Source organism: Kitasatospora sp. NPDC056181 (genome assembly GCF_042266225.1).
Taxonomy (GTDB): Bacteria; Actinomycetota; Actinomycetes; order Streptomycetales; family Streptomycetaceae; genus Kitasatospora.
The window spans coordinates 15,790-30,091 of record NZ_JBHJUK010000110.1 but is presented as its reverse complement, the minus strand read 5'-3'; the positions used below and the strand labels follow the sequence as shown (position 1 = coordinate 30,091).

Genomic DNA, 14,302 nt, shown 5'->3' with positions numbered 1-14,302 from the left:
CTGGTCGCCACCCACGACCAGACCCTCATGGGACTCGCCGACCGCGTCATCGAGCTCCGCGACGGCACACTGGCCGAAGAGGCCTGAGCGGGCCGAGGTGCGGGTGGCGCCGGGGGCTACCCCCACAGCGCCCTGAACGCTGCCCGCACCGCCCGCACCGCCCGCACCGCCCGCACCGCGGATCGTGGGGTCGGATGCCACCGGGCCGAAGACGTCGGAATCGGCCCGTGGCACGGCGACATCCGCGAGACGGTCCCCGCCAGGACCGCCGAGGCCGCCGGCGTCACCCCGTCCAGGCCGGGCTTGCGAGCCGCCCCGGCCTGTGAGACCACTCGAACGGTCATCGCTCCCGACACGAAAACGCGGGTGGCACCCGATATGCTTCCTCACCTGGGAGGTGCCTCCGACCGGAGTGGGAAACAAGGGCCTCGACAATCCTCATTCCTGCTGGTCGTGGGCACTTTCGTTTTGCCTGACCACCTGTCGGACACCACATTTCATGACGTGACGATGGGGTGAATGCGATGCCTCTTGAGGGCGAGTACGAGCCGAGTCCGGCGCAGTGGGTGCGCGATCAGGTCGAGCTGTACGAGAGTTCGGGCGGCACCCAGGGATTGACACTCTGGGACACGGGCCTGCCCGTCGTCATTCTCACGACGCGCGGCGCGAAGAGCGGCAAGATCCGCAAGACCCCGTTGATGCGCGTGGAGCACGAGGGGCGGTACGCGGCCGTGGCCTCGAAGGGCGGCTTCCCACGTCACCCGGTCTGGTACTTCAACGTCAAGTCCGACCCGCACGTCGAGCTCCAGGACGGGCCCGTACGGCAGGACATGACGGCCCGGGAGGTGACTGGGGACGAGAAGGCCGAATGGTGGGAGCGCGCGGTCGCCGCGTATCCGCCGTACGCCGAATATCAGGAGAAGACCGACCGTGTGATCCCGGTCTTCGTTCTGGAGCCCGCAAGCGGATAGGACCCGACGCTTCCTCACCTGGGAAGTGCCTCCGGCCGGTACGCGAACAAGGACTCGACTTGTCGTTCAACGTCCGGCTTCGAACAGGTGAGCCCGGTGATCACTCGCCTGCCCAACCATCGGCCTGCACACGGCGCACCGGGTGCGGGCTCCGCGCCAACGGGCATCAGCTTTCCGCGAGGAGGATTTCCTTCAATTCGCTCAGGCTGTCGATCCGGTAAGTAGCCTGGGAGAAGTCGTCCGCCTTCGTGAACTCGTTGTAGACGATGGCGCAGTCGATTCCAGCGGCCACCGCCGAGGTCAGTCCCCTGGCTGAATCCTCCACGACGAGGGTCTCTTGCGCGGTGGCACCGAAGCGTTTCAGCCCGGCCAGGTACGGTTCCGGGTTCGGCTTGGCGAGTTCGTAGTCCTCTCGCACAATGACGAAATCCATGAACTGCCTGATTCGGCGCTTCTCGTGGATGATGTCAAAGTCGGCCCGCTTCGCGGTCGTCACGATGGCCATGCGGGCATACCTCGACAGTTCGGCGAGAGTGTCGACGACGCAGTCGATCTCGATGGCCTCGGTCCGCAAGTACTCCTGGTAGTAGCCGTTACGGGCCTCGCGAACCCGGATGAGGGTCCGGTCGTCGATGCCAGCCGCCCTGGCCTGACCCCAAGAGCCCGCCCCCCGGGCCATGTCCCGGAGGTACTGATCCTTGTCCAGCCTGAAACCGGCCTCCGCCAGGGCGCGTTCTGCGGATCTGAAATACCAGAACTCGGTGTCGACCAGGACACCGTCGTGATCGAAGAGTATGAATTTCTTCACGACATCATTCCTTCCCGGCGGCCGCGACGGACCGCGCGCCCCCGCGGATCGTACGGCGCCAGCTCGTATCGGTCAGCTGGAGCCGTTCGCCGAACAGGTGTATTCATGCTCCTACCCGGAGGTGCCAGGCCCTCACCCATGCATGAAGAAAACTGCCGGCTTCGCTGCACTGTGCTGTGGGCTTCGGTTTGCACGCGCTGGTGAGAGGGCTTTCGTGTGGAGGTTCCTGACCCCACGTCGGACCCGGGCGGGGGTGAGCTTGTTCGGTTCCGCCGGTCGCCTCCCAGGGCCGGCGGGAGGCCGGCGACCGGCGGCGGGGCGAGGCGGAGCTGAGTGTGCGCTGCGATCACCAGCCACGTCCAGCGGTCGGTCACCGCCGAGTCGCGCATGCGCGGGCCAAGCCGCCCCGCCAACGATCCGGCGATCCGGCGATCCGGCGATCCAGTGCGGCTGAACGCGAGCCGGCACCGTGCGGCGCCGGCACCGTACTTCGTGAAAGCGGCTGACGAACTCACCCGCCATGACCATCGGTGCCACCACGGAGCGAAGCCGCCTCACCAACAGCGGCAAGCAGTTGGAACGGGAACTCCGGATCGGCCTGGCCGATGGTCAACGCGAACCAACGGCCGGTGGACGGCCGCTGCCATACCTGCATACTGCCGGCGACGTTGCTCAGGAAGACGAGCGGCTCGGGCGCCGTGTAGTCGGGGTCCGGATGGTCGAAGCCGAGGTACGGCCACAGGTCCACCGACGTCGGACTGCCCCATCGACCGGTCAAAGTCGCAGTCAGCACGACGAGGTCGACCTCCAGCTCTTGCTCGGCCGCCTCGACGACCTCCTCGCTCCGGTCGTCCCAGAAGTCCTGGCTCTCCCGGAGCACGGCCAGGTGATAGCCGGGCCCGCTCCAACCGCCTTCCCTCCCCGGGTTCTCATCTTGGCGAGGGAACGGCAGGTCGATCAGGTTCTCGATGATCGACAGCTGGTCATCAGCGGAACCTGCCGCCCCGTGTTGACTCGACATGGTCGAAGCCTAGTCAGCGGCACCCGTCGCGTTGACAAGGGGCATTGAGAAGTCTGGATCGGCTGGTCAACACCGGCCACCAGGTCACCATCAACGGCCCCGACCAGCGACCGGACGAACGCCCCGAGCCACCCCACCTCGGCCGACGCTGTCGCATCCGGTTGGCCCGGTGCGGACGCGGCACAGCGCAGCGCGGCGATGCCTTGGTGGCCTGCCCGACGGGCCCCGGTGGCGGGCTGCGGGGCGGTCCGTTCCTCGAAATCCATACCGGACGGTCAGATGTCCATGCTCTAATGCGCTGTCACACCGTCCGTGTACAACATCCGAAGCGGGAGCGAGACCGACCGATGAGTGCCACCTGCCCCCAGTGCGCCGAATCCGACCAGGCTGTGGGCGTGCCGCACGCCTTGGCCGACACCGCCGACCCGCTCGACGAGGCGGCGCGCAGTCTGCTCTCGCCGCCGCCCGCGCCGGGGCCGGCGGCGGTCAAGCGCAGCGGGGCCGCCACCGTGATCTACGCCGCGGCGGGGCTGTTCGCCGTCGTCGGGCTGATGGGGATGGCGACGGGTGGCCAGGATGTGGAGGGCGCCGATCCCGGTTACAGCGCGGGCTACTACCTGGGGGCGGTCGCTGTACCTGTGCTCGCGGCACTGGTGGGGCTGGTCGTGCAGCTGGCGACGAAGCAGCGGCGGGTCCGGACGGCCGAGGCCGGGGTCGCGGCGCAGCGGGCGGCCTGGGAACAGCGCCACAAGGTCTGGCAGGCGGCCTGGCTCTGCCGGCGGTGCCGGGTGGGCTTCTTCCCGGAGGGGGCGATCCGCCCGGACGTCCCCGCTTCGGCGGCCGTACCGGTGACGGAGCTCCCGATGTGGGTGACGACGACCGCCGAGCGGGTGCTCGGCGCACCGGGGCCGGCCGTGGCACGCTGACCCCGGCCGCCCTTCAGCAGCAGCACCGTGCGGTTGCGCCGGGCCTCGCGGCTGACGGTCGAGGTACTGAAGTGGTGCCGAACTCAAGGGGGGCGCAGGGCCTCGCAGGTCGGCAGCAGGCTTCAGGGGGCTTTGAAGAGCAGGGGGAACCCCAGGGCGAGCCAGGGCTTGCGGCCCCAGGCGAGGACCTTGCCGCGGGCCAGCACGGCGGTCGGGTTGCACCGGCCGAGGGCGAGCAGCAGGAAGGTCACGGGCTCGGTGAGGATTGTGCAGTCGAGCCGGTCCGCGAGGCCCGGGGAGACCTCGGCGACGCCGTCGCGGAAGGTCACCGTGAAGCGGGCACCGCCGCGTACCCGCAGGCCGTAGCGGGCGGTGTGACCGGCGGCCGAACGGGCGTCGACCACCCACGGCATGGCGGTCGTCAGGAACGGAAGGGTCAGTCCCACCCGGTCGCGGTCGACCATGTGCGGCCGCCGCAGCGCGACGGCCAGGTCGTACCCGTGGCCGAGCATGTGGGTGAGCAGGTACGAGGCCAGCGTGGCGAGGTCCATCGGTCCGAGCGGGGTCACCACCGGGGCTGACGCCGGCCGCTCGGCGCAGGCCTCGGTGAAGGCGCGGGCGTGCCGGACGATCTCCTCGGCGAGGACCGTCGCGTCTCGCTCGGGGAAGGCGGCGAGGGACGCCGCGTTGGCCGCGGCCAGGCTGTCCGGCGTCCCGTCGCCGTAGGTCCTTTGCTCGCCCGCGGCCAGTGCGGCCATCAGCTCGTTGGCCAGGGCGAGATGGGCGGCCGCCTCGCCCACGGTCCACTGTGCCCCGGGGATCGGCCGGCCGGTGTCGGGACGGTCGCGGAGCAGTGCCGCGATGTCCTCGGCCACGCCGAGGACGGCGTCGAGGAGCGCGGTGTGCACGGAGTCCCGCGGGACCGGGGCAGGGATCATGGTGGTGAATCGTGGACCACCCCCGCCCCGCTGTCCAGAGTTCCGGCGGAACTGATTACTTGCGGGTAGGCCCGGTGGCCCCGCCCGTGAGACTGCGCGTGACTCCGCCCGTGACACCGCCGGCGAGGAGGGCGTCGGCGAGGAGGGCGTCGGTGCCGGTGACGGTGACGCCCAGGGCACGGAACGCCTGCAGGGCGGCGACGTGGCCGGCGGCGGAGAGGGCGGTGACGGCGTCCTCGACCACGGTGGTGGGGTGACCGAGGGCCACGGCGGTGCGGACGGTCTCGCCGACGCCGTACTCGGTGGCGATTCCCGCGACGACGAGGGAGGTGGCGCCGAGGCGGCTCAGCCGGTCGGCGAGGTCGGTGCCCGCGAAGGCGTCGATGCCGTACTTGGTGACCACCTCGTTGCCGGGGCGGGTGTCCACCTCGGCGGCGAAGCGGTTGACGTGGGAGTCGGGGCCGCCGTCGCTGCCGTCCGTCCGGGCGTGGCGGACCAGGACCACCGGCAGTCCGGCGGCTTCGAAGGCGGTCTTCAGCCGGGCGGCGGAGCGGACCACGGCCGCGCCGGTCAGCGGCGTGGCGGGGCGGTCGACGATCCACTGCTGGAGGTCCACGAGCACCAGGACGGTGCCAGGGGCGGGGCTGGTCGGGGTGTCGGTCATCGAGACTCCTCGGGGTGGGGCGGCGGGTGGTTACTTGTCGGCGGTGAGCTTGCCGGCGTGGGCCCAGTCCTCGCCCTGGTACTCCTGGATCCAGACGAAGACGCTCTCCGCCGGGACCTCCAGGGCCTCCACGAACGCCTCGGTGATCTTCTTGACCAGCTCGCGCTTCTGCTCGACCTTGCGCGGGCCCTGCTGGATGGTGACGACGGGCATCTTCGGCTCCTCGGTCCTCGGTCTTCGGTCCTCGGTCGGGACCTCTCCTGCGGGATTCCTCCCGCCGGGAACCAGTCCACCGGATCGCGGGCCGCGCACCCAGACCCGATTTCGGCTGGCAGCGATCACGAATCCTGATCGTCCCAGCTCACGGGCTCGGTCCGGCAGGCGTCCAGGAGCAGCCGCGGGACCGGGTCGGCGCGGCGCACGGCGAGCGCCGTCGGCAGCGCCAGCGGTCTGCGGGGCGAACGGAAGACGATCCGGCGGGTGCTCGCCGTCCGCGCGTTCGCGGCGTAGACCACCGTCCACATCGGCGCCCCCGTGCCGATGGCGGCCAGGGTGTCCTGGAGGGAGCCGGTGGACGGGCCGAGGACGGGGCGGAAGCCGGCCTCCTGGCAGGCGGACACGACGAGGTCGACCAGCGCGGGATGGTTCGACCGCTCGGTGAGCCGGAGTGGAAGCTCGGCGAGCTCGGACAGGTCGATCACGGGGTGCACGGCCTGCGGGTGCCGCGCGGGCAGGGCGAGGACCAACTCGTCGTGCCAGACCGGCAGGAAGCGCAGAGCGGGGTCGGACTCCGGGATCGCGCCCCGGACGAAGGCGGCGTCCAGCCGCCCGTCCGCGAGCCGGGCGAGCCGGTCCCCGACCGGGGCGGATTGCAGCTCGACGCGGGTGCCGGGGGCGTGCTGCTGGTACGCGTCCAGGATGGCGTCGAGGCGTTCGCCGAGGCCGGTGACGGTTCCGAGCCGGAGCGTGCCGGGCGAGACGAGACCGGCGGCGACGGCCCGGGCGGCGGCCTCGGCGGCCAGCACGTTCCTGGCCGCCGGAAGGAAGCGCTCGCCGGCGGGCGTCAGCCGCACGTACCGGGGTGACCGGTCGAACAGTTCGACCTTCAACTCCCGTTCCAGGCGCCGAACCTGCTGGCTCACCGCGGGCTGGCCCAGCAGCAGCCGCTCGGCCGCCCGGCCGAAGTGCAGCTCCTCGGCGACGGCGACGAAGCAGCGAAGCTGTCGTAGCTCCATGGGACCCCCCGCTCGGTGTGTCGACGGCCCATCGTCGCAGGGCCCCGCGGGCGGGCCGCGCGCACCTGCCCACCGAGGGCGGCACCCGATCGCCGGCACCTGTGCACCGGGGGGCGGAGCCCGATCGCCAACCGGCGGGTTGGCGGCTTCGTATGCTGGGCGCATGGCATGGGACACCGCGAAGACCAAGAGACTGCTCCTCGACGCCGCCGTGGAGGAGTTCGCCGCGCACGGCCCCGAGGGCGCGCGGATCGACCGGATCGCGGCCTCGGCCGGGGTCAACAAGGAGCGGATCTACCCCTACTTCGGCGGAAAGCGGCAGCTGTTCGCCGCCGTGGTCGAGCGTGAGCTGGAGCAGCTCGCCGGCGCCGTGCCGATGGAGGGGGCGGACGGGCGGGCCGTGGACCTTCCGGAGTACGCCGGCCGGGTGTTCGACTACCACCTCGCCCATCCGCACCTGCTGCGCCTGCTGCAGTGGGAGGCCCTCTGCGGCGACGCCGCCGCTCCGGTGGCGGGTGAGGAGCGGCGGGCCGCCTACTACGCCGAGAAGGTCGCCGCGGTCTCCCGCGCCCGCCGGGAGCCGGACGGCGGGGCGGGGGCCGGGGCGGGGACCGGGGCGCAGCTCCCGCCCGCGGAGCTGTTGTACGCCGTCGTCGCGCTCGCCGGCTCGCAGTTCGCCGCACCGCAGCTCGCCCGGATGATCCTGGGCGGGGCGGTCGGCGAGGACCCAACCGCGCGGCGGGCCGCCGTCGTGGACCTGGTGCGCAGGCTGGCGCTCTGACCCTTCTTCAACCCCATTTCCAACTTGGCAGTTGGATATGGGGGCCTGGTCGCACTACCATCCAACTCGTCAGTTGGAATTGCACCGACCAAGGAGCCAGACCATGACCGCCACCCCCGCGCGCCCGAACGCCGCCCTCGTCCTGATCGAGTTCCAGCGCGAGTGGCTCGACCCCGAGCACGGCCGGCTCAACCACCTCGTCGAGGACCGCGACCTGCTCGACACCGCGGTCGGCGGCGCGGCCGCCGCGCTGGCCGCCGCCCGTGCGCACGGCGTCCCCGTCGTGCACGTGCCTCTCGTCCTCACCCCGGGCGCTCCGGAGCTCGAGGGCTGGACCCCGGCGCGGCTCGGCCTGCGCGCGGCGATCCCCCGGGCCGGCACCTGGATCCGCGGCAGCGCCGGCGCCGAGTTCGCCGAGGCCTTCCGGCCCTCCCCCGGCGAACCGGTCGTACGCGGACGCGCGGGCGCCAGTGCCTTCGCCGGCTCCTCCGACCTCGACCTGATCCTGCGCCGGCTCGGCGTCACCGACCTGTACCTGGCGGGCTTCGCCACCCACGTGTGCGTCGAGTCGACCCTGCGCGAGGCCCACGACCGCGGCTACACCGCGCACGTCATCCACGACGCCTGTGCGGCCTTCAACCGCGCCCAGCAGGACCACGTCCGCGAGCACGTGATCCACCACTTCGGCGGCGAGACCGATGCCGCCGCCTTCACCGCCTCGCTCGACGCCGCAGCCACAGCCGCAGCCGCCTGACATCCCTCGGGAACAGACGGCCGACCATCCGTCAAGAATCCCGTGCCGCAGCCCCCCTGTGGTTCCGGGCAGCCGACGGGCCGGTTGAGAACTCCGTACCGACGCGTCGGTCACCCCTCCTCCGTCACCCCTCCTCGGCGGCCGCCGGGCGGCGGAGCCGTCGCAGGTACGGGTCGTAGGAGGGGCGGGGCTCCAGCCTGACCCTGGCGTCCACGCAGACGGCCCCGTCGGGCCAGGCGATGACGGGGTTGAGGTCGGCCTCGACGAGTTCCGGGACGTCGGCGGCCAGCCGGGAGAGCCGGGCGAGTACCGACCGCACCGCGGGGAGGTCGACCCCGGGCGCCCCCGGGTACCCGGACAGCAGCGGTGCGCCGCGCAGGTCGGCGACCATGGTGGTGAGGTCCCGTTCGGTGAGCGGGGCGAGGCGGGCGACGCGGTCGTCCAGCACCTCGGTGGCGGTGCCGCCCATGCCGAGGAGCACGAGGGGGCCGAAGACGCGGTCCTGGACGACGCCCGCCAGCAGTTCGACGCCGGGTGCGGCCATCGGCTGCACCACCGCGCCGGCCAGCTCCGCCCCGAAGGACTCCTCGAACTCGCGGTAGGCGGAACGGACTTCGGATTCCGTCCGGAGACCGGTCCGGACCGCGCCCGCCGCGCTCTTGTGGACCTGGCCCGGCCAGTACGCCTTCAACGCCACCGCGCCCTCGTGCCCGAGGCGGCGCATCGCCCGGGCGGCGATGACGGCGGTGCGCTCGTCCCGCGCCCAGACCGAGGTGGTCAGCGGAAGGCCGTGGCTTTCGAGGAGATCGGCGGTGCCCACCGGGTCGAGCCAGCCGCCGGCGGGATTGGCCGCGAGGAAGCCGGCCACCAGGCTGCGGGCGGTCCTGAGGTCGCAGCCCGGGGCGTCGGCGTCCTCACTGACGGGCTCGGCCAGCCAGCGGGCGCGGTCCCGGGCGTGGGCGAGGGCCCGGGCGGCGGCGACCGTGTCCGAGTACACGGGCAGCCGGTTGCCGTCGGCGCAGGTCAGATGGCGGACGGGGACCTCCTGGTCGGGCAGGACGGCCGCGATCGGGATGCGGCGCCGGGCCGGGCCGTCCAGCAGGGCGCGGACGGGGTCGTGAGCGGCGTCGGTGGCGAGCGCGGTCGGCACCAGGCAGACCAGCAGGGCGTCCACGGCCCGGCTCTGTTCCACCTTCTCCAGGAGCCGGGCGAGTTCGGCGGGGCCGACGGCGGCCGTGGTGTCGACGGGGTTCCGGGCGCCGGCCCCCTCGGGGAGCAACTCCTCCAGCTCGCCCGACAGTTCGGGGAGGATCAGCCCGGCGTCCGCGAGCGCGTCGGCGGCCAGGATGCCGATGCCGCCGGCGTTGGACACCACCGCGACCGCGCCGCGCGGATCCGGCAGCGGCTGCGCGTGCAACAGCGCCGCGGTGTCCACGAGTTCGCCGATGCTGCGGGTCGCGGTGATCCCGGCCTGACGGAACAGCGCCTCGCGGACCACCGTGGGGGTGGCCGCCGCCGCGGTGTGCGAGGCCGCACCCCGGCGCCCGGCGGCCGAGCGCCCGGCGTCGACGGTCAGCACCGGCAGCCTGCGGGTGACCCGGCGGGCGGTCCGGGCGAAGGCGCGCGGGCCGCCGAAGGACTCCAGGTGCAGCAGGGCGAGATCGGTGCGGCCGTCCCCCTCCCACCACTGGAGCAGGTCGTTGCCGCTGACGTCGTACTTGTCGCCGAGCGACACGAAGCTCGACACCCCGATGCCCAGCCAGGCCAGCCGCTTCAGGAGGGCGATCCCGACGCCACCGCTCTGCACCGCCACCCCCGCGGTGCCGGGAAGCGGGAAGGCCCCACCGAACTCGGCGTCCAGCCGGACGGCGGGATCGGTCTGCGCGATACCGAGGCTGTTCGGTCCGACCAGGCGCATGCTGTGCTCACGGCAGGCGTGCACCAACCGCCGCGCATCCTCGGCCCCGAGGCCCGACGCGAGCACCACCAGGGCCCGGACACCGGCCCGTCCGCACTCCTCGGCCACGCCCGCCACCGCCGGCGCCGGCACGGCCAGCACCGCGAGGTCCGGCACGGCCGGCAGCGCGCCCACCGACGGGTACACGGGCTCGCCGTCGATCGACCCGGCCCGCGGGTTCACCGCCATCACGGGCCCGGGGAACCCGCCCTGCCGGATCTTCGCGAGCACCGTCCTGCCGACCGAATCCGCCCTGCGGGACACGCCGACCACCGCGACCGACCCCGGCCGCAGCAGCGCGCCGAGGCTGGCGACGTCGGCGCGGCGGCCGCGTTCGTCGACCGCCGCGCGGTAGTGCTCGTCCGATTCGTCGAGGGGCACCCGCACCCGGATCTCGCCCCGGTCGAGCCGCCGGTGCACGGGCAGGCCGAGACCGGCGAAGACCTTGTGGACGCCACGGTTGCCGGCCAGGGTGTCGGCCTCGAAGACACGCACGCCCCGGCCACGTGCCGCGTGTATCAGGTGTTCCAGCAGGAGCGTCGCGGCGCCCCGTCGTTGCCACCGGTCGGCGACCACCAGCGCCAGCTCGCCGGTCTGCGGACGGTCCTCGGGGATCTCGCAGTCGGCCTCGCCGATCAGCTCCTCACCCGCCCACGCGCCCAGGGAGAGCAGCCGCTCCCCCGGTTCCCCGCAGAGCCGGTCCGCGGCGAGCCGCGGCGCGTTGCGGCTGACGCCGAAGAAACGCAGCCGCCGGCTCTCGTCGGACATCCGGTTGGCGTGCAGGTCCAGGACGGCCTCGCGGTCCTGCGGGCCGAGCGGGCGGATCACGACGGTCGTGCCGTCCGCGAGCAGCGCCTCGGCGGTGGTCCGGCGAAAGTGGGCGATCGACATGTCGGCTCTCCTCGGCACCCGGTTCTGCGCCCTCCAGCCTGCTCCCCTGCGCCCACCCCGGGTAGGGCCGACCGGCCCCCGCCACCGGGCCACCGGGCCACCGGGCGCAGCCGGCGGACGGCCAGACCCGGCCACAGGGCCCCACCGGACGGACGCCCCGGCCCGGCAGGTCCGGCGTGCCGTCCCGGCCGCCCCGGCCGCCCCGGCCCGGACGGCAGCCGACGGACCACGGCCGCTGAGCGCCCCGGCGGCGCGTTGCGCAGACTGGGAGCAGGACGGCAACGCGGAGGTGGCCTCGTGGCAGCGGACACATCCACCCGGTCCGGGCCCGCGTACCCGGCGATGCCGGACCCGTGGACCCTCCGTTACGAGGGCTTCGACCCCGCCGAGGAGGGCCTGCGGGAGACGCTCTGCGCGGTGGGCAACGGCTACCTGGTCACGCGCGGCGCCGCCCCCGAATCCGTCGCGGACGGTGTCCACTACCCCGGCACGTACCTGGCGGGCTGCTACGACCGCGCGTCCTCGACGGTCGCGGGCCGGGTGGTCACCAACGAGGACCTGGTCAACTGTCCGAACTGGCTGCCGCTGACCTTCCGCCCCGCCGGTGGCGACTGGTTCACCGGACCGCCGGCCGAGCAGAGCGTCGAACTGGACCTGCGGCGGGGCGTCCTGACCAGGCGCGCCCTGGTCGTGGACACCGCGGGACGACGGACCCGGCTGGTCCAGCGCCGCCTGGCCAGCCAGGCACGGCCCCACCTGGCCGCCCTGGAGAGCACCATCACGCCCGAGAACTGGTCCGGGCCGGTCGAGATCCGCTCGGCGCTGGACGGCGCCGTCGCCAACACCGGCGTCACCCGCTACCGGGCCCTCACCGGCAGCCACCTCGTACCGGCCGGCGAGGGTGCGGACGAGGACGGCCTGATCTGGCTGGAGGTCGCCGCCGCCGGCTCGCCGCTGCGCATCGCGCTCGCCGCCCGCACCCGCGTGCGCGGTGCCGGGGGACCCCTGCCGACCGTGCAGGAACTCGGGCCGGGCCGGGCGGCACAGACCGTCACGGCCGTCGCCGAACCGGGCCGGCCGGTGACCGTCGAGAAGACCGTGGCGGTCCACACCTCCCACGACCCGGCGACCGGGACGCCCCTGCGCTCCTCCCGGCTGCTGGCCGCGCAGGCGCCCGGGTTCGACCAGCTGCTGGACGAACACGGGATCCGCTGGGGCGAGTTGTGGCACCGCTGCCGGATCGAGGCGGACTTCGACGGCGCCGGCCCCCTGCACCTCAACCTGTTCCACCTCCTCCAGGCCTACTCGGAGCACTCCGCCGATCTGGACGTCGGCGTACCGGCCCGCGGCCTGCACGGCGAGGCCTACCGCGGCCACGTGTTCTGGGACGAGCTGTTCGTCCTCCAGGTGCTCAACCTGCGGTTCCCCGAACTCGCCCGGGCCGTGCTGCGCTACCGCCACCGCCGTCTGGAGGCGGCCCGGCAGGCCGCCCGCGACGCCGGCCTGCGCGGCGCCATGTACCCCTGGCAGAGCGGGAGCGACGGCCGCGAGGAGTCCCAGCTGCTGCACCTCAACCCGCTCTCGGGGCGCTGGCTCCCCGACCACACCCACCTCCAGCGGCACGTCGGCTCGGCCGTCGCCTACAACATCTGGCAGTACTACCAGGCCACGAACGACCTGGACTTCCTCGCCGGTGCGGGTGCCGAGATGCTGCTGGAGATCGCCCGGTTCTGGGCCTCCGCAGCCTCCTACGACCCCGCCCGGGAGCGGTGGTCGATCCGGGGAGTGCTCGGTCCCGACGAGTACCACGACGCCTACCCGTGGGCCACCGGGCCGGGGCTGGACGACAACGCCTACACGAACGTCCTGGCCTCCTGGGTACTGGCGCGCGCATTCGACACCCTCCGCGTCCTGCCCGGGTACCGGCGCGACGAGCTACTGGAACGCCTGGCGCTCGACGACACCGAGCTCGGCCGCTGGCAGGAAGTCGGACGGCGCCTGCACGTGCCGTTCCACAGCGGGGTGGTCAGCCAGTTCGAGGGGTACGAACGGCTCGCCGAGCTCGACTGGGCGGCCTACCGCCGCCGCTACCCCGACCTGCGCCGGCTCGACCGGCTCCTGGAGGCCGAGGGCGACACCGTCAACCGGTACCAGGCGTCGAAACAGGCGGACGCGCTGATGCTCTGGTACCTCTTCTCCGCCCGCGAGGTCCGCGCCCTGCTCCGGCGGCTCGGCTACCCCGCCCGGCACGAACTCCAGCGCCGCACCACCACGTACTACCTGAAGCGCACCGTGCACGGCTCCTCGCTCAGCTCGGTGGTGCACGCCTGGGTGCTCACCCGCTCCGACCGCCGGGCCTCCTGGGGGTACTTCCGCGACGCGCTCGTGGCCGACCTCCAGGACGGCCGGCACGGGACCACCTCGGAGGGCGTCCACCTCGGCGCGATGGCCGGCGCGGTCGACCTGCTCCAGCGCTGCTACACCGGGCTGGAGATCCGCGAGGACGCGATCTGGCTCGACCCCCATCTCCCGTCCGCCCTGCGGAGGTTGGAACTGGAACTGCGCTACCGCGGCCACTGGGGCATCGTCGTCACCACGGGCCACCGGGAGGTGACGGTGAGCCTCCGGGAGAGCCGGCAGGAACCCGTCCGGGTCCGCCTCCGGGGCAGGTCGGCCACCGTGGCACCCGGCGAGACCCGCGTCTTCCGCCTCTGACCCCGACCCCGAATCTGACTCCGGCCCCGTCCCCGGTCCTCGCCCCGGCCCCGGCCGGACGGCACCGCGCCGACGCCCCGGCCCCTCCCGCGTCGAGGACCTTGCGCGGGAAGGGCCGGCGCCGCCACACGCCCTGGGTCACGCCCCGCACGCGACGGCCCGGCCACCGGCGGAGGCGTCAGGGCCGGTTGCCGGCCGGCTACCGGCCGGCGTGGTGGACGAAGCGGTAGGTGTCGCGGTCGAGTTCGGTGACCTCGACGCAGATCGCCGCCGGGACGGCGATGCGGGCCTGGAGGACCGCGAGCACCCGGGCGGTCAGTTCGGCCCGCTGCTCGGTGGTGCGGCCGGCCAGGATCTTGATCTGCGCCAGCACCAGGGCCTCACCCGTGCTCCCGTCGCCGACCGCGTACCGCGCGGCCGGGCGGAACAGGGTCTTGCAGTCCGCCACCTTGGTGTCGATCACCTCGGTGATGAGCTGGTGGACCTCCGCGGCGAGGCCCGCCTGGTCGAAGTCGAGTTCCGGCGAGTGGTCGATCAGGATCTGCGGCACGGGAGCCTCCTACGGGACGGGACGGGACCGGACGAACAACCGGACGGGCCGGACCTCCGGCCCCGACGGCACGGACGACATCCGCGACGCT

The 14,302-nt window shown here is 73.2% G+C and carries 13 protein-coding genes and 1 pseudogene; 5 read left to right on the top strand and 9 right to left on the bottom strand.

Features of this window, described 5'->3' with window-relative positions; translation table 11 throughout:
* Positions 1 to 234: pseudogene (locus ACFC1F_RS31735) on the bottom strand (hypothetical protein); the annotation flags it as partial.
* A 290-nt stretch (positions 235 to 524) separates the two neighbouring features.
* Here ACFC1F_RS31735 and ACFC1F_RS31730 point away from each other — a divergent pair.
* Positions 525 to 971: a nitroreductase family deazaflavin-dependent oxidoreductase gene (locus ACFC1F_RS31730; protein ID WP_376163488.1), complete on the top strand. Its 447-nt coding sequence runs from the start codon at positions 525 to 527 to the stop codon at positions 969 to 971.
* Positions 972 to 1,137: 166 nt separating this feature from the next.
* Here ACFC1F_RS31730 and ACFC1F_RS31725 read toward each other — a convergent pair whose 3' ends face one another.
* Both ACFC1F_RS31725 and ACFC1F_RS31720 read right to left on the bottom strand, forming a co-directional pair.
* On the bottom strand, positions 1,138 to 1,779 hold the full coding sequence (locus tag ACFC1F_RS31725; protein ID WP_376163486.1) for an HAD family hydrolase: 642 nt from the start codon (positions 1,777 to 1,779) through the stop codon (positions 1,138 to 1,140).
* A 511-nt stretch (positions 1,780 to 2,290) separates the two neighbouring features.
* The gene (locus tag ACFC1F_RS31720) at positions 2,291 to 2,800 is read right to left on the bottom strand and encodes a hypothetical protein (RefSeq protein ID WP_376163484.1); all 510 of its coding nucleotides are present in this window, start codon (positions 2,798 to 2,800) and stop codon (positions 2,291 to 2,293) included.
* A 395-nt stretch (positions 2,801 to 3,195) separates the two neighbouring features.
* Between ACFC1F_RS31720 and ACFC1F_RS31715 the strand changes: the two genes are divergently transcribed.
* Positions 3,196 to 3,726: a hypothetical protein gene (locus ACFC1F_RS31715; protein WP_376163482.1), complete on the top strand. Its 531-nt coding sequence runs from the start codon at positions 3,196 to 3,198 to the stop codon at positions 3,724 to 3,726.
* Between the two features lie 122 nt (positions 3,727 to 3,848).
* Here ACFC1F_RS31715 and ACFC1F_RS31710 read toward each other — a convergent pair whose 3' ends face one another.
* The 4 genes from ACFC1F_RS31710 to ACFC1F_RS31695 form a co-directional block, all read right to left on the bottom strand.
* The gene (locus tag ACFC1F_RS31710; RefSeq protein ID WP_376163480.1) at positions 3,849 to 4,664 is read right to left on the bottom strand and encodes a maleylpyruvate isomerase family mycothiol-dependent enzyme; all 816 of its coding nucleotides are present in this window, start codon (positions 4,662 to 4,664) and stop codon (positions 3,849 to 3,851) included.
* A 55-nt stretch (positions 4,665 to 4,719) separates the two neighbouring features.
* Positions 4,720 to 5,328, bottom strand: a complete 609-nt coding sequence (locus ACFC1F_RS31705) for a cysteine hydrolase family protein (RefSeq protein ID WP_376163478.1) — start codon at positions 5,326 to 5,328, stop codon at positions 4,720 to 4,722.
* 30 nt (positions 5,329 to 5,358) lie between these two features.
* A complete protein-coding gene (gene dmpI / locus ACFC1F_RS31700; protein WP_209416684.1) occupies positions 5,359 to 5,541 on the bottom strand; it encodes a 4-oxalocrotonate tautomerase DmpI in 183 nt (60 codons plus the stop codon).
* A gap of 125 nt (positions 5,542 to 5,666) precedes the next feature.
* Positions 5,667 to 6,563, bottom strand: coding sequence for a LysR substrate-binding domain-containing protein (locus tag ACFC1F_RS31695; RefSeq protein WP_376163477.1), 897 nt, complete (start codon positions 6,561 to 6,563; stop codon positions 5,667 to 5,669).
* Positions 6,564 to 6,726: 163 nt separating this feature from the next.
* Here ACFC1F_RS31695 and ACFC1F_RS31690 point away from each other — a divergent pair, with 163 nt between their 5' ends.
* Both ACFC1F_RS31690 and ACFC1F_RS31685 read left to right on the top strand, forming a co-directional pair.
* The gene (locus tag ACFC1F_RS31690) at positions 6,727 to 7,344 is read left to right on the top strand and encodes a TetR/AcrR family transcriptional regulator (protein ID WP_376163475.1); all 618 of its coding nucleotides are present in this window, start codon (positions 6,727 to 6,729) and stop codon (positions 7,342 to 7,344) included.
* A 103-nt stretch (positions 7,345 to 7,447) separates the two neighbouring features.
* The gene (locus ACFC1F_RS31685) at positions 7,448 to 8,098 is read left to right on the top strand and encodes a cysteine hydrolase family protein (protein ID WP_376163473.1); all 651 of its coding nucleotides are present in this window, start codon (positions 7,448 to 7,450) and stop codon (positions 8,096 to 8,098) included.
* A 124-nt stretch (positions 8,099 to 8,222) separates the two neighbouring features.
* On the opposite strand, the gene ACFC1F_RS31680 is transcribed toward ACFC1F_RS31685, so the two are convergent.
* Positions 8,223 to 10,946 (bottom strand): GNAT family N-acetyltransferase, encoded by a 2,724-nt coding sequence (locus ACFC1F_RS31680; RefSeq protein WP_376163471.1) that lies wholly within the window; start codon positions 10,944 to 10,946, stop codon positions 8,223 to 8,225.
* A gap of 297 nt (positions 10,947 to 11,243) precedes the next feature.
* Here ACFC1F_RS31680 and ACFC1F_RS31675 point away from each other — a divergent pair, with 297 nt between their 5' ends.
* Positions 11,244 to 13,661: a glycoside hydrolase family 65 protein gene (locus ACFC1F_RS31675; RefSeq protein ID WP_376163469.1), complete on the top strand. Its 2,418-nt coding sequence runs from the start codon at positions 11,244 to 11,246 to the stop codon at positions 13,659 to 13,661.
* A gap of 199 nt (positions 13,662 to 13,860) precedes the next feature.
* Here ACFC1F_RS31675 and ACFC1F_RS31670 read toward each other — a convergent pair whose 3' ends face one another.
* The gene (locus ACFC1F_RS31670; RefSeq protein ID WP_376163467.1) at positions 13,861 to 14,211 is read right to left on the bottom strand and encodes a 5-carboxymethyl-2-hydroxymuconate Delta-isomerase; all 351 of its coding nucleotides are present in this window, start codon (positions 14,209 to 14,211) and stop codon (positions 13,861 to 13,863) included.
* Positions 14,212 to 14,302 lie beyond the last annotated feature (91 nt).

Excerpts from the sequence above, each read along its gene's own strand:
- ACFC1F_RS31730 (WP_376163488.1), top strand. The coding sequence starts at position 525 with ATGCCTCTTGAGGGCGAGTACGAGCCGAGTCCGGCGCAGTGGGTGCGC.
- ACFC1F_RS31720 (WP_376163484.1), bottom strand. The coding sequence starts at position 2,800 with ATGTCGAGTCAACACGGGGCGGCAGGTTCCGCTGATGACCAGCTGTCG.
- ACFC1F_RS31710 (WP_376163480.1), bottom strand. The coding sequence starts at position 4,664 with ATGATCCCTGCCCCGGTCCCGCGGGACTCCGTGCACACCGCGCTCCTC.
- ACFC1F_RS31705 (WP_376163478.1), bottom strand. The coding sequence starts at position 5,328 with ATGACCGACACCCCGACCAGCCCCGCCCCTGGCACCGTCCTGGTGCTC.
- dmpI (WP_209416684.1), bottom strand. The coding sequence starts at position 5,541 with ATGCCCGTCGTCACCATCCAGCAGGGCCCGCGCAAGGTCGAGCAGAAG.
- ACFC1F_RS31695 (WP_376163477.1), bottom strand. The coding sequence starts at position 6,563 with ATGGAGCTACGACAGCTTCGCTGCTTCGTCGCCGTCGCCGAGGAGCTG.
- ACFC1F_RS31690 (WP_376163475.1), top strand. The coding sequence starts at position 6,727 with ATGGCATGGGACACCGCGAAGACCAAGAGACTGCTCCTCGACGCCGCC.
- ACFC1F_RS31685 (WP_376163473.1), top strand. The coding sequence starts at position 7,448 with ATGACCGCCACCCCCGCGCGCCCGAACGCCGCCCTCGTCCTGATCGAG.
- ACFC1F_RS31680 (WP_376163471.1), bottom strand. The coding sequence starts at position 10,946 with ATGTCGATCGCCCACTTTCGCCGGACCACCGCCGAGGCGCTGCTCGCG.